Below are 12,683 nucleotides of genomic sequence, written 5' to 3'. Positions count from 1 at the left end.
CAGAAAGCTTGGCTTGCGGCGGTTCTACGATTGATTTCGGGCTGTCTTGTTTCTAATAAGACGGCAATAAGAAACCAACTGGAGGATACCCATGCGCGCATTTATTCTGGCGCTCGCAGCCGCGAGCGCCCTCGTTCTGCCGGCCAAGGCTGAAAACGTCACCGTTGCCGTCACCGCCATTGTCGAACATCCGGCGCTTGACGCCGCCCGTGATGGCGTCAAGGCAGCCCTTGCGGAAGCCGGTTACAAGGAAGGCGAGAACCTCAAGTTCCTCTACGAGTCCGCGCAGGGCAACCCCGGCACCGCAGCGCAGATCGCGCGCCAGTTCGTGGGCGATGCGCCTGATGTCATCGTGCCGATCTCCACGCCGTCGGCACAGGCCGTCGTTGCGGCGACGCGCGATATTCCGGTCGTTTTCACGGCCGTTTCCGATCCGGTCGGTGCACAGCTCGTCAAGAGCATGGAAAAGCCCGGCCGCAATGTGACCGGCCTTTCCGACATGCTGCCGGTTGGCGAGCATCTGGCGCTCATCAAGGAAATTTCGCCGAACGCGAAGTCCATCGGCTTCATCTACAACTCGGCCGAGGCCAACTCCGCTTCCACTCTCGCACTGCTGAAGGCTGAAGCCGAAAAGGCCGGCTTGAAGATCGTCGAATCCGTCGCCACCAAGTCCGCTGAAGTTCAGGGCGCAACACGCGCGCTGGTCGGCAAGGCCGACGTGATCTACGTTCCGACCGACAACACCATCGTTTCCGCTTTTGAGGCGGCAGCAGGCGTTGCAGCGGAAGCCAAGATCCCGCTTTATGCCGCCGATACGGATTCCGTCGCGCGCGGTGCGGTTGCTGCCCTCGGCTTCAACTATTTCGACGTTGGCAAGCAGACCGGCGCCGTGGTTGTCCGCATCCTCAAGGGTGAAAAGCCGGGCGATATTCCGGCCACCGTTGCTGTCGGTACTGATCTGGTGATCAACAAGAAGGCCGCTGAAAAAGCAGGCGTCACCTTCCCGGAAAGCGTGACCAAGCGCGCCACCAAGGTCATCGACTAACAACCGAACTTCGGGCGGCGGCAAACCCGCCGCCCGCTTTGCGCGGCACGAAAACAATGCCCGCATCCGCCGACGTGGCGGCAATAACAAGGACATTATCGTGAGCCAAATCGCCTTCTGGGGTGCCGTGGAGCTGGGACTGGTCTTCGCTTTCGTGGCGATCGGCGTCTATCTCGCTTTCCGCGTGCTTGATTTTCCTGATCTGACCGTTGACGGTTCGTTTCCGCTCGGCGCTGCCGTGGCGGCCGTGCTGATCATTTACGGTCTCAATGCCTGGGTCGCGACGGCGATTGCGATGGTTGCGGGTGCAGCCGCCGGCATCGTTACGGCCACGCTGAACGTCCGCTTCAAGATACTCAACCTGCTTGCGTCGATCCTAACGATGATCGCGTTGTTTTCGGTCAATCTCCGTGTGATGGGGAAACCGAATGTGGCGCTGCTTAATCAGGATACGATGATCTCGCCATTTTATGGTCTTGGCCTTTCCGAATATCTCGTGCGGCCGCTCTTTGTCGGCGCGCTGGTGGTGATTGCGGTCATTCTGGTCTGGCGTTTCCTTGAAAGCGATGCTGGACTTGCCATGCGGGCGACGGGCGCCAATGCGCGCATGGCGCGGGCGCAGGGTGTGAAGACCGGCAACCAGATCTATCTCGGCATGGCGCTTTCCAATGCGCTGGTCGCTCTCGGCGGCGCGCTGTTTGCGCAGACCAACGGTTTTGCGGATGTGACCTCGGGTGTCGGCACCATCGTCGTCGGGCTTGCGGCCGTCATCATTGGTGAGACGCTGTTCGGCGCACGGGGCATTCTGATTGCGCTGATCGGCTGTGTTTTCGGCTCCATCGCCTATCGCCTTGCCATCCAGCTCGCTTTGTCGAGTGATGTGCTGGGTCTCAAGGCATCCGATCTTAATTTCGTAACGGCGGTATTGGTGGCCATCGCATTGATCCTGCCCCGACTGCGCCGCGGGGGAGCAACATCGTGATTTCCCTTTCCGATATCCAGGTCGTCTTCGGGCGCGGCACGCCGCTGCAAAAGCAGGCGCTGGCCAAGATCGATCTTACCATTGAGACCGGTTCTTTCGTGACCGTCATCGGCTCGAACGGGGCTGGAAAATCCACGCTTCTCGGCGTTCTGGCCGGTGATGTCCTGCCGACGGCCGGAAAGGTGACGATCGGCGGCGCTGATGTCACCCGCAAGCCGACCGCGAGCCGGGCTGGACGCGTGGCGCGCGTGTTTCAGGACCCGCTGGCGGGCAGCTGCGGCGCGCTGACCATCGAGGAAAATCTGGCGCTTGCGGCATCACGCGGACAGCGCCGCGGTTTGTTGCCGGCGCTTGGGCGTGGCAGACGGGATTTCTTCAAGGAGCGGATCGCTTCGCTCAATCTCGGCCTGGAAAATCGCCTGAAGGACCGTATGGACCTGTTGTCCGGGGGACAAAGACAGGCGGTCTCGCTTGTCATGGCGACGCTTTCAGGCTCGGATGTGCTGCTGCTGGATGAACATACGGCAGCGCTCGACCCTGGTATGGCGGAGTTCGTGATGGAACTGACCCGCAAGGTGGTCTCCGAGCGCAAGCTGACAACGCTGATGGTCACCCACTCCATGCGCCAGGCGCTGGATTATGGTGACCGCACCATCATGCTGCATGCCGGTGAAATCGTGCTCGACGTATCCGGTGAAAGCCGCAAGGGTCTCGAGGTCGAGGATCTGATCGACATGTTCCGCAAGATACGCGGCCAGACGCTCGACGATGACGAATTGCTGATCGGCTGATTGTTTGAAAAGGCGCCTTCGGGCGCCTTTTCGTTTGCCGTCAGCGCGCTTGCGTGAAGAAAATCTTGAAGGCGAAAACCGAAAAGACGCCGGCGATCGTATAGTCCAGCCCGCGCAGAACCTTCCTGTTGCGTTGCAGCCAGGCGGAGAGGACATCGGCGGCGATAACGATACCGATGCCGATCGGCAGTGCCACGATGATGGACCAGAGCCCAAGAAAAATCAGCTTGCCGGTGACGTGCGGATCGGATGCGCTGACGAATTGCGGCAGGAAGGTCATGAAAAAGATGATGATCTTCGGGTTCAACAGATTGACCCAGATACCGTTCAGCAAGGCCCCCTTCAGGGAAGATTGCGGTTTTTCGTCGGTCGTCTTGACCATCACGAAATCCGAACCCTTGCGGATCGCCTGAATGGCGAGCCAGACCAGATAGGCGGCGCCGCCGGTCTTTAGGATCATGAAGGCGGTCGGTGAGGCAACGATGAGCGCGGCAACACCGAAAGCGACAAGCATCGTATGTACGGTGATGCCGATATTGGTTCCCAGAAGGGTCATGAAACCCGCTGTGCGGCCCTCGCGTAGCGAACGGCTGATCCACAACGTCATGTCGGGTCCGGGCGTTACCGCCAGGAGCAATATGGCGATGGTGAAGGCGGCAAGTGTTGGCAGGCTTGGAACGAAATCCATCGCGGCACCCGTGAAATCTGGAGGTTGCCGTTGCTTAACGCGATTTCGCGTTTCTGCCAATGTTTTTGCGTGCCGATGAAATGGCGGGCAAAGCCGAGCCGGTCATGGCGAAAGCCACCGCAATTTTCAAATCGCGGTGGCTCCAGATATTCAGTTTTTCAGGAAGCTGGTGAAGGCGGCGGAATATTCCGTGTGCCAGCGCGACAGCGGCGGACGGTTCTGCACGATATCCTGAGCCGCCCAGAGAATGCGCTTCTCGTCCGTCGGGCGATCCACTTCGCCATCGGGGCAAAGGATGTAGAAATCACCCTTGCCGATACTGTCGACCATGAAGTCGACGGTCTGCTCGCCGGTCCACGCCCCTGCCGGCTTTTCCGTCCTGCCATGCGCCGTCAGGCCCGTAAAGACGAAGCCAGGGATCAGGAGATGGGCGGAAACTGCGCCGTTCGGAATATTGCGCAGTTCGTGCTGGAGCGCTTCCGTGAAGGCTTTTACACCCGCCTTCGAGACATTATAGGCGGGATCGCCGGGCGGGGTGGTGATGCCCTGTTTCGAGCCTGTATTGATGATGAGCGAGGCCTCGCCATGGGCGATCATGCCCTGCCCGAAGACGCGGCTGCCATTCACCACGCCCATCAGGTTGACGTTGATGACTTTTTCCCAATTGGTCTGCGGGCCAAAAATGGCGCTTCCGGGCTGGATGCCGGCATTGTTCATCAGCACGTGAACCCGCCCGAAACGCTGGATGACAGCACGTTCCAGCGCTTCCAGCTCATCGAGTTTCGACACGTCGGTGGGGATTGCGACGATCTGCGCCTCGCCGTCCTTTGCGACGGCCAGAATATCCGCGTGCGCTGCGGCGAGCCTGTCGCCATCGAGATCAGCGAGCACGACGCTCATGCCGAAACCGGCGAATTTGCGCGCGGCGGCAAGTCCGATGCCGGATGCGGCACCGGTGATGACGGCGACATTATCTTCCTTGAATGCGGGGTGGATGGTCGTCATAGGTTTCTCCTTCGCGTCGTTTTGTGCTGTTTCCAGCCGTTTGCAACGTTGCCTGAACCCTGAGTGGCTTCATTCACGGTCTTCAAGTCGATCGAGACGCTCCATGTTAAAGCGCGAAATTCCATAATGCATGTGACAAACCCTTCGTTCCAGTCATGAAGAGCCGGTGGCTTGCATTTGGCCTTTCGCAAATGCGCGTTGCCCTTTCGCGCCATTCGCTGTTTTGTCGCGCATCTTTTCGGAAAATCGCTTCACAGTTTTGGGGTTGCACTGTAAAAGTGCCGAAATCCCAAGGAAATGGCGGTACCCCGATGCCGTCATCATGCAGATGGACATCATTATGGCACTCCCGAAAGACGTTAAGAAAGTCGTTCTCGCCTATTCCGGCGGCCTCGACACCTCGATTATCCTGAAGTGGCTTCAGACGGAACTCGGCGCGGAAGTCGTGACTTTCACCGCCGATCTCGGCCAGGGCGAAGAGCTTGAGCCGGCACGCAAGAAGGCCGAGATGCTGGGCATCAAGGAAATCTTCATCGAGGACGTCCGCGAAGAGTTCGTTCGGGATTTCGTGTTCCCGATGTTCCGTGCCAACGCCGTTTATGAAGGCGTCTATCTGCTCGGCACCTCCATTGCACGTCCGCTGATTTCCAAGCACCTGATCGAGATCGCCAAGAAGACCGGCGCCGACGCCATTGCGCATGGCGCCACCGGCAAGGGTAACGACCAGGTCCGTTTCGAGCTTTCGGCTTATGCGCTGAACCCGGATATCAAGATCATCGCCCCCTGGCGCGACTGGACGTTCAAGAGCCGTACCGACCTCCTGAACTTCGCCGAACAGCACCAGATTCCCGTTGCCAAGGACAAGAAGGGCGAAGCGCCTTTCTCGGTTGACGCCAACCTTCTGCATTCCTCCTCCGAGGGCAAGGTTCTGGAAGACCCGGCACTGGAAGCTCCGGAATATGTGCATATGCGCACCATCTCGCCGGAAGCGGCCCCGGACAAGGCAACCGTCATCAAGGTCGGTTTCCGCAAGGGCGATGCCTGCTCCATCAACGGCGTTGAAATGTCGCCGGCCACGCTTCTTGCAACGCTCAACAATTACGGTCGTGAAAACGGCATCGGTCGTCTCGATCTCGTTGAGAACCGTTTCGTCGGCATGAAGTCTCGCGGTGTTTACGAGACGCCCGGCGGCACCATCCTGCTGGCCGCGCATCGCGCGATCGAATCCATCACGCTTGACCGGGGTGCAGCACACCTCAAGGACGAGCTGATGCCGCGTTACGCCGAACTGATCTATTACGGCTTCTGGTTCTCGCCCGAGCGTGAAATGCTGCAGGCTCTGATCGACAAGAGCCAGGAACATGTGGAAGGCGAAGTGACGCTGAAGCTCTACAAGGGCAACGTCATGGTAACCGGCCGCGAGAGCGCCAAGTCGCTTTATTCCGACGCGCTGGTAACCTTCGAAGACGACCACGGTGCTTACGACCAGAAGGATGCGGCCGGCTTCATCAAGCTCAATGCGCTACGCTTGCGCACCCTGGCCAAGCGTAACCTCAGCAAGTAATTTTCACTGAGGTACAGATAAGAAAAACCCGCAGGCGGGAACGCCCTGCGGGTTTTTTCACGTCTGTCTTTTGGAGACGATCCTGAAGCCGATGTAGCTTGCGACTGCCGTAAACTCCATCACCGGGATGATGATGCCAAAGCCGGTGAGAGGCGAGCCGACCAGCGAGGCCGCGGCTCCGCCCGCAAAACCCGATCCCATCTGGATAAAACCCATCATGGCCGATGCCGAACCGGCAATGTGCGGGAAGGGCGCAAGGGCGGCCGTCACCATCGAGGGCGTCAGCAAGGCGATGCCGACTGTCGCCACTGCCACTGGGCCCATGATGGAGAGGAAGGACGGCGGCACCAGGAACACCGACAGCATGATGAGAAGGCCACCCATGCCGGAAAAACAGAGGCCGAGCATGACCGAACGGCGGTCGCCCAGCCGCGGTGCGATATAACGCAGGGCGATGGAGCCGAAGAAATAAGCGCCGGTCTGCATCAGCATGCCGACGCCGAAGGCTGTGGGGGACATGCCGACTTCGTTGATAAGGATGAAAGTCAGCATGGTCGCCTGCGCATAAAGCGCGCCTATGGAGCCGCCGAGTACCAGTGCGGCGAGAAGAAAACGCGGCTCGGTCAACAACGTCCCATAGGCTGAGAGGAGCCGACGGGGACGGATCAGGCTTCTGTCCGGGACCGTCGTTTCGCGCAGAAAAACCACCACGCAGAAGATGGCGATGGCGCCGAGGCCGGCCATCAGGAAAAATACCGATTGCCAGCCGAAAGCCGCAAGCGATAGCCCGCCGATTGTCGGTCCCATGGCGGGACCGACGGCCAGCATGATGCCGATGAGGTTCATGATGCTGGAGGCTTCCGCGCCGGCAAACTGATCCCGCACCACGGCGCGCGCCACCGTCATGCCAACGGAGGCGCCTATGCCCTGGACAAGCCGGGCAAAAAGCAGCACTTCAATTGTCGGGGCAAGGATGGCGAGCAAGCCGCCGCCGAGAAAGATCGACAGGAAGACGAGGCTCGCCTTGCGCCGCCCGAAGGCGTCGGACGCCGGCCCGGCAAGCAGCTGCGCTATGGCGAAACCGGCAAAATAGAGGGAGAGACTGAGTTTTACGGCGGACTCGGTGGTGGCGAAAACCCGTGTCAGCTCCGGCATGGCCGGCGTGTAGATCGACATGGAAATGGGGGCCAGCGCCGTCAGCAACGCTCCAAGAATTGCCGTGCGCCTTGTTGACATGATCGTTTTTGACGACATTGCGATCAGCCGTTCTGGCCCGGCTGTTCCGGCTGCAGATTGTTGCGAAGCGTCTGCAGGAAGCTGCGGAAGAGCGCGACTTCCTCTTCATTCAGGCCCTGCGTGGCATGGCGGACGAGTTCATCGATCTCCTGGCGCACGGCTTCCAGCATGTCGGTGGAGGTCTCCGTCAGCACGATGCGCTTGGAACGCCTGTCCTGAGGGTCCTGCTGGCGTTCGATGAGGTTGAGCGATTGCAGCTTGTCGAGATAGGCGCAGATTGTCATGGGTTCGATCCCGAGACGGGCGGCGATGTCCGACTGCTTGCTGCCATCCACAACGGCAACCGTCAGCAAGGCTCTCGCCTCGCCGGGTGTCAGGCCCAGTCCGGCCTCAGAAATACGGCGCTCAAATGCACTGTTCAGCAGGCGCGCGCCGCTGTTCAGCAAAAATGCCAATGAATCTTTTTCGCGTTTAGTGCCCATGCTTCGCCTTTTCGTAAGCCAGCCTTACTAAATTCCGGGCGATAAGCAATGGTAAGCAAATCATATTGTCGAAAATCGAGTAAAGTATTTGTCAGTTCGGTCGCGGGACGCTCCGCAACATAATGCTAGTCATCACGTCGAAGCTAAAAAAGACAGCACATCCTGCATTTTCTCCACTTCATCTGCGGTGCCGATAGAACGGGCAATCTCCATCCTATCGGAAAAATAGGTCACAAAGTCGAAATCCGTATCATCGGTTACATCAGCTGTATCGATCACCTCGCCATTGGCGTTCAGCGTCTGTGCCGGTAGTTCGGACGAGAGCTCAAGCCAGGTATCGTGGCTGATTTTCCCGGCCTCGTAATATTTCTGTGCGATTTCCCGTAGTTCGCGGGGGCTGATGCGGGTGAAATCGATGCGATTTATCGTCTCTTCGAAGCCGGTCGCTGCGTCCGGCTGGGCTGCCTTGCCGAAATCGGTGCCGTCTACAGGTCTGGCGTTTCTGGAATTGTCTCTGAAAAGGAAATTATTAGAGGCTCTTAAAGAATAAATCTCCATAATACATATCTCCATCATGGGATATTATTGCGATGAATCAGACCACGCCGTCGCCCGGCCGGTCAATACTTCGCGATGGCGGCACCTGCGTATTCCACACCAAATTCCGGCATATTGAATTGGCGGTGGAGGCGTGCCCATATGGGCTTAAACCGGAATTGTACAAGGAAGATGAAATGCCATCCAAGACCGTCGCTTATCCCGCACTCGTTACCTGGAACGGTCATAACGGTCTGCCAAAATTCGATGCGGTCAAGGATGAGGATTTCGGCCCCGCCTTCGAAGCTGCGCTTCTGTCTCACGAACAGGAAATCGATGCGATTGCCGGCAATGTTCAGGCGCCCACCTTCGAAAATACCGTGACCGCACTCGAAATCGCGGGCGATGAGCTTTCCCGTATTTCGGCCCTGTTCTGGAACAGGGCAGGGGCGCACACCAATAGCGCCATTCAGGCGCTGGAGCGGGAAATCGCGCCGAAAATGTCACGACATTATTCGAAGATCGGCATGAACGAGGCCCTGTTCAAACGTATCGACACGCTGTGGGACGAGCGAGATGCGCTTGGCCTGACGGGCGAGGAGAAGCGGGTTCTCGAGCGACACTGGAAGGGTTTCGTGCGCTCCGGCGCCAAGCTGCAGAAAGACCGCCAGGAGCGTCTTGCGGCGATCAATGAGGAACTTGCCGGTCTTGGTGCGAAATTCGGGCAGAATGTGCTGGCGGATGAAAAGAGCTGGAAGCTGCTGCTCTCCGCAGAAGAGGAACTTGCCGGCATTCCCGGTTTCCTGCGTGATGCGATGGCGGGTGCCGCCCGCGAGTATGGTGAGGACGGCAAATTCGCCGTCACCCTTTCCCGCTCCATCATCGAACCTTTCCTCACCTTTTCCGAGCGCCGTGATTTGCGCGAACAGGCCTTCAAGGCATGGGTGGCGCGTGGTGAAAACGGCGGCGAAACCGACAATCGCGATACCGTTCATCGCACGCTGGAGCTGCGTGAGGAAAAAGCAAAGCTACTCGGCTACAGGAATTTCGCGGCCTACAAACTGGACGACACGATGGCGAAAACGCCGGATGCCGTGAACAGCCTTCTGGGACAGGTCTGGGAAAAGGCCGTGGCACGCGCCGGCGAGGAAGAGGGAGAGCTTGCCGCTATCATCACGCAGGAGGGCAAGAACCACGATGTCATGCCCTGGGACTGGCGCCATTATGCGGAAAAGCTGCGAGCGCAGAAATTCAACTTCTCCGAGGCTGAATTGAAGCCCTATCTGCAGCTGGAAAAAATCATCGAGGCCTGTTTCGATGTGGCCAACCGGCTCTTCGGAATTCGCGCCGTCGAGATCAAGGATGTCGCTGCCTATCATCCGGATGTGCGGGTTTTCGAAATCCGCGACGACAAGGGTGATCTGAAAGCGATGTTCCTTGGCGATTATTTCGCCCGTCCTTCCAAGCGTTCCGGCGCGTGGATGAGTTCTTTCCAGTCGCAGCACAAGTTGCCCCTGAAGAACGGCATCGTTGGCGAAATACCGATCATCTACAATGTCTGCAATTTCGCAAAACCGGCCGAGGGCAAGCCTGCGCTGCTATCGCTTGACGATGCGCGCACGCTGTTTCATGAATTTGGCCACGCCCTGCACGGCATGCTGTCTGATGTCACCTATCCTTCCGTTTCGGGAACGGGCGTCTCGCGTGATTTCGTGGAGTTGCCGTCGCAGCTTTACGAACATTGGCTGACCGTTCCGGAAATTCTGGAAAAATACGCGCTGCATTACGAAACTGGCGCATCCATGCCGAAAGAACTGCTGGACAAGGTGCTTGCGGCCCAGACCTTCAATGCCGGTTTCAGCACGGTGGAATTCACGTCTTCGGCAATCGTCGACATGGCGTTCCATACCCGGGAAAGCGTGAGCGATCCCATGGCTGTGCAAGGCGAGGTGCTCTCCGCGCTCAATATGCCGAAGTCCATTGTCATGCGGCATGCGACACCGCATTTCCAGCACGTGTTTTCGGGCGACGGATATTCTGCCGGCTATTATTCCTACATGTGGTCGGAAGTGCTGGACGCCGATGCCTTTTCGGCCTTCGAGGAAACCGGCAATCCCTTCGATGGTGAAATGGCGCGCAAATTGAAGGACAATATCTACTCCGTCGGCGGTTCCATCGATCCGGAGGAGGCCTATCTTGCTTTTCGCGGCAAGATGCCGAGCCCGGACGCCATGCTTTTGAAGCGTGGCCTCGTCTAAGAGTTCGGTATAAAAGACTGTCATATTTCTGAGCTAGAACCTGAGCGCAGGGGCCTTATGACAAGGCCCCCCCTTTCGCATTTGCAAAAAAAAGGTTATGAGCGCGCCAAACTAAATTGGCGCATCTCACGATAGTGGCGCCCAACCTCAGAGATTTTGAACAATGGCACTTCGCAACATCGCGATCATCGCGCACGTTGACCATGGAAAAACGACGCTCGTGGACGAGCTTCTGAAGCAGTCCGGCTCGTTCCGCGACAACCAGCGTGTCGCCGAGCGCGTGATGGATAGCAACGATCTCGAAAAGGAACGTGGCATCACCATTCTCGCCAAGGCGACCTCGGTGGAGTGGAAGGGTGTCCGCATCAACATCGTCGACACCCCCGGCCACGCCGACTTCGGCGGCGAAGTCGAGCGTATCCTGTCGATGGTGGACGGTGCGATCGTTCTGGTCGATAGCTCGGAAGGCCCGATGCCGCAGACCAAGTTCGTGGTCAGCAAGGCGCTGAAGGTCGGTCTTCGCCCGATCGTCGCGATCAACAAGATCGACCGTCCGGATGGCCGCCACGAAGAAGTCATCAACGAAGTCTTCGACCTCTTCGCAAACCTCGACGCCACCGACGAGCAGCTCGATTTCCCGATCCTCTACGGTTCCGGCCGTGACGGCTGGATGAACGTTAACCCGGAAGGCCCGAAGGATCAGGGTCTTGCGCCGCTGCTCGATCTGGTTCTCGAACATGTTCCGGAGCCCAAGGTTGAAGAAGGTCCGTTCCGCCTGATCGGCACCATCCTTGAAGCCAACAACTTCCTCGGCCGCATCATCACCGGCCGCATCGCTTCCGGTTCCATCAAGCCGAACCAGGCGGTGAAGGTTCTCGGCCAGGACGGCAAGGTTATTGAAAACGGCCGTATCTCGAAGATCCTCGCATTCCGCGGCATTGAGCGCACGTCAATCGAAGAAGCCCATGCCGGCGACATCGTCGCCATTGCAGGCCTCTCCAAGGGTACTGTTGCCGACACCTTCTGTGACCCCTCCGTCACCGAGGCGATGACCGCGCAGCCGATCGACCCGCCGACCGTTACCATGTCGTTCATCGTCAACGACAGCCCGCTGGCTGGCACCGAAGGCGACAAGGTCACGAGCCGCGTTATCCGTGACCGTCTGTTCAAGGAAGCCGAAGGCAACGTTGCGCTGAAGATCGAAGAAGCCGAAGGCAAGGATTCGTTCTTCGTTTCCGGCCGTGGCGAATTGCAGCTGGCGGTTCTGATCGAAACCATGCGTCGCGAAGGCTTCGAGCTTGCCGTTTCGCGTCCGCGCGTCGTGATGCACAAGGATGAGAACGGCACCCTGCTGGAGCCGATCGAAGAAGTCGTGATCGACGTTGACGAAGAGCATTCCGGCGTCGTCGTTCAGAAGATGTCCGAGCGCAAGGCTGAAATGGCCGAGCTTCGTCCTTCCGGCGGCAATCGCGTTCGTCTGAAGTTCTATGCACCGACCCGTGGCCTGATCGGCTACCAGTCGGAGCTTTTGACCGACACCCGCGGCACGGCGATCATGAACCGTCTGTTCCACGACTATCAGCCCTTCAAGGGCCAGATTGCCGGCCGCGTGAACGGCGTTCTCTTGTCGAACGGTTCGGGCGAAGCTGTGGCTTATGCCATGTTCAACCTGGAAGATCGCGGCCCGATGATCATCGAGCCGGGTGAAAAGGTCTATGCCGGCATGATCATCGGTATTCACTCTCGCGATAACGATCTCGAAGTGAACGTGCTGAAGGGCAAGCAGCTAACCAACATCCGCGCTGCCGGCAAGGATGAAGCCGTGAAGCTGACGCCGCCGATCCGCATGACGCTCGATCGCGCGCTTTCCTGGATTCAGGACGACGAGCTGATGGAAGTGACGCCGAAGTCCATCCGTCTGCGCAAGATGTTCCTGGACGCCAACGATCGCAAGCGTTTCGAAAAGGCCAAGCTCGCTGTCTGATTGCGGCTTGTCGTTATGAATTCGAAAAAACCCGGCCTCGAGCCGGGTTTTTTTATGCGTTCGTTTTTATGTGTGCATGAGTCGAAAGGTGCTTGTGCCAAAGGTTAAGGA

The 12,683-nt window shown here is 58.4% G+C and carries 12 protein-coding genes; 6 read left to right on the top strand and 6 right to left on the bottom strand.

Going from position 1 to position 12,683, the window contains the following annotated elements:
• Window positions 1–91 precede the first annotated feature (91 nt).
• The 3 genes from FY152_11680 to FY152_11670 all read left to right on the top strand — a co-directional run bounded on the left by FY152_11680 (window position 92) and on the right by FY152_11670 (window position 2,818).
• Window positions 92–1,045 (top strand): ABC transporter permease, encoded by a 954-nt coding sequence (locus FY152_11680; protein ID UXS32722.1) that lies wholly within the window; start codon window positions 92–94, stop codon window positions 1,043–1,045.
• Between the two features lie 100 nt (window positions 1,046–1,145).
• Window positions 1,146–2,027 (top strand): ABC transporter permease, encoded by an 882-nt coding sequence (locus tag FY152_11675; protein UXS32721.1) that lies wholly within the window; start codon window positions 1,146–1,148, stop codon window positions 2,025–2,027.
• The gene (locus FY152_11670; protein ID UXS32720.1) at window positions 2,024–2,818 is read left to right on the top strand and encodes an ABC transporter ATP-binding protein; all 795 of its coding nucleotides are present in this window, start codon (window positions 2,024–2,026) and stop codon (window positions 2,816–2,818) included. Before FY152_11675 ends, FY152_11670 begins: the two co-directional genes overlap by 4 nt.
• Before the next feature lie 40 nt (window positions 2,819–2,858).
• Here FY152_11670 and FY152_11665 read toward each other — a convergent pair whose 3' ends face one another.
• The 3 genes from FY152_11665 to FY152_11655 form a co-directional block, all read right to left on the bottom strand.
• On the bottom strand, window positions 2,859–3,506 hold the full coding sequence (locus FY152_11665; protein UXS32719.1) for a LysE family translocator: 648 nt from the start codon (window positions 3,504–3,506) through the stop codon (window positions 2,859–2,861).
• 150 nt (window positions 3,507–3,656) lie between these two features.
• Window positions 3,657–4,511, bottom strand: coding sequence for an SDR family NAD(P)-dependent oxidoreductase (locus FY152_11660; GenBank protein UXS32718.1), 855 nt, complete (start codon window positions 4,509–4,511; stop codon window positions 3,657–3,659).
• 153 nt (window positions 4,512–4,664) lie between these two features.
• Complete coding sequence (locus FY152_11655; protein ID UXS32717.1) at window positions 4,665–4,850, bottom strand: hypothetical protein; 186 nt, start codon at window positions 4,848–4,850, stop codon at window positions 4,665–4,667.
• A gap of 1 nt (window position 4,851) precedes the next feature.
• On the opposite strand from FY152_11655, the gene FY152_11650 reads away from it, so the two are divergent.
• Window positions 4,852–6,075 carry an argininosuccinate synthase gene (locus FY152_11650; protein ID UXS32716.1) on the top strand — a complete coding sequence of 408 codons (1,224 nt, stop codon included), beginning with the start codon at window positions 4,852–4,854 and terminating at the stop codon, window positions 6,073–6,075.
• A 57-nt stretch (window positions 6,076–6,132) separates the two neighbouring features.
• On the opposite strand, the gene FY152_11645 is transcribed toward FY152_11650, so the two are convergent.
• The 3 genes from FY152_11645 to FY152_11635 all read right to left on the bottom strand — a co-directional run bounded on the left by FY152_11645 (window position 6,133) and on the right by FY152_11635 (window position 8,351).
• Window positions 6,133–7,311, bottom strand: a complete 1,179-nt coding sequence (locus FY152_11645) for a multidrug effflux MFS transporter (GenBank protein UXS32715.1) — start codon at window positions 7,309–7,311, stop codon at window positions 6,133–6,135.
• 23 nt (window positions 7,312–7,334) lie between these two features.
• Window positions 7,335–7,793 carry a winged helix-turn-helix transcriptional regulator gene (locus FY152_11640; protein UXS32714.1) on the bottom strand — a complete coding sequence of 153 codons (459 nt, stop codon included), beginning with the start codon at window positions 7,791–7,793 and terminating at the stop codon, window positions 7,335–7,337.
• A gap of 132 nt (window positions 7,794–7,925) precedes the next feature.
• A complete protein-coding gene (locus FY152_11635) occupies window positions 7,926–8,351 on the bottom strand; it encodes a hypothetical protein (protein UXS32713.1) in 426 nt (141 codons plus the stop codon).
• A 176-nt stretch (window positions 8,352–8,527) separates the two neighbouring features.
• Between FY152_11635 and FY152_11630 the strand changes: the two genes are divergently transcribed.
• The gene (locus FY152_11630; protein ID UXS32712.1) at window positions 8,528–10,588 is read left to right on the top strand and encodes a M3 family metallopeptidase; all 2,061 of its coding nucleotides are present in this window, start codon (window positions 8,528–8,530) and stop codon (window positions 10,586–10,588) included.
• 163 nt (window positions 10,589–10,751) lie between these two features.
• Window positions 10,752–12,572, top strand: a complete 1,821-nt coding sequence (typA, locus tag FY152_11625; GenBank protein UXS32711.1) for a translational GTPase TypA — start codon at window positions 10,752–10,754, stop codon at window positions 12,570–12,572.
• The last annotated feature ends 111 nt before the right edge of the window (window positions 12,573–12,683 follow it).

Origin of the sequence: Agrobacterium tumefaciens (assembly GCA_025560025.1) — a bacterium.
Taxonomy (GTDB): domain Bacteria; phylum Pseudomonadota; class Alphaproteobacteria; order Rhizobiales; family Rhizobiaceae; genus Agrobacterium.
This window is presented reverse-complemented; position numbering and strand designations above follow the sequence as displayed.

Bases quoted from the DNA above. Each gene is read 5' to 3' on its own strand.
- FY152_11645 (UXS32715.1), bottom strand. From the start codon at position 7,311: ATGTCAACAAGGCGCACGGCAATTCTTGGAGCGTTGCTGACGGCGCTG.
- typA (UXS32711.1), top strand. From the start codon at position 10,752: ATGGCACTTCGCAACATCGCGATCATCGCGCACGTTGACCATGGAAAA.
- FY152_11680 (UXS32722.1), top strand. From the start codon at position 92: ATGCGCGCATTTATTCTGGCGCTCGCAGCCGCGAGCGCCCTCGTTCTG.
- FY152_11655 (UXS32717.1), bottom strand. From the start codon at position 4,850: ATGATGTCCATCTGCATGATGACGGCATCGGGGTACCGCCATTTCCTT.
- FY152_11660 (UXS32718.1), bottom strand. From the start codon at position 4,511: ATGACGACCATCCACCCCGCATTCAAGGAAGATAATGTCGCCGTCATC.
- FY152_11635 (UXS32713.1), bottom strand. From the start codon at position 8,351: ATGGAGATTTATTCTTTAAGAGCCTCTAATAATTTCCTTTTCAGAGAC.
- FY152_11665 (UXS32719.1), bottom strand. From the start codon at position 3,506: ATGGATTTCGTTCCAAGCCTGCCAACACTTGCCGCCTTCACCATCGCC.
- FY152_11650 (UXS32716.1), top strand. From the start codon at position 4,852: ATGGCACTCCCGAAAGACGTTAAGAAAGTCGTTCTCGCCTATTCCGGC.
- FY152_11640 (UXS32714.1), bottom strand. From the start codon at position 7,793: ATGGGCACTAAACGCGAAAAAGATTCATTGGCATTTTTGCTGAACAGC.
- FY152_11630 (UXS32712.1), top strand. From the start codon at position 8,528: ATGCCATCCAAGACCGTCGCTTATCCCGCACTCGTTACCTGGAACGGT.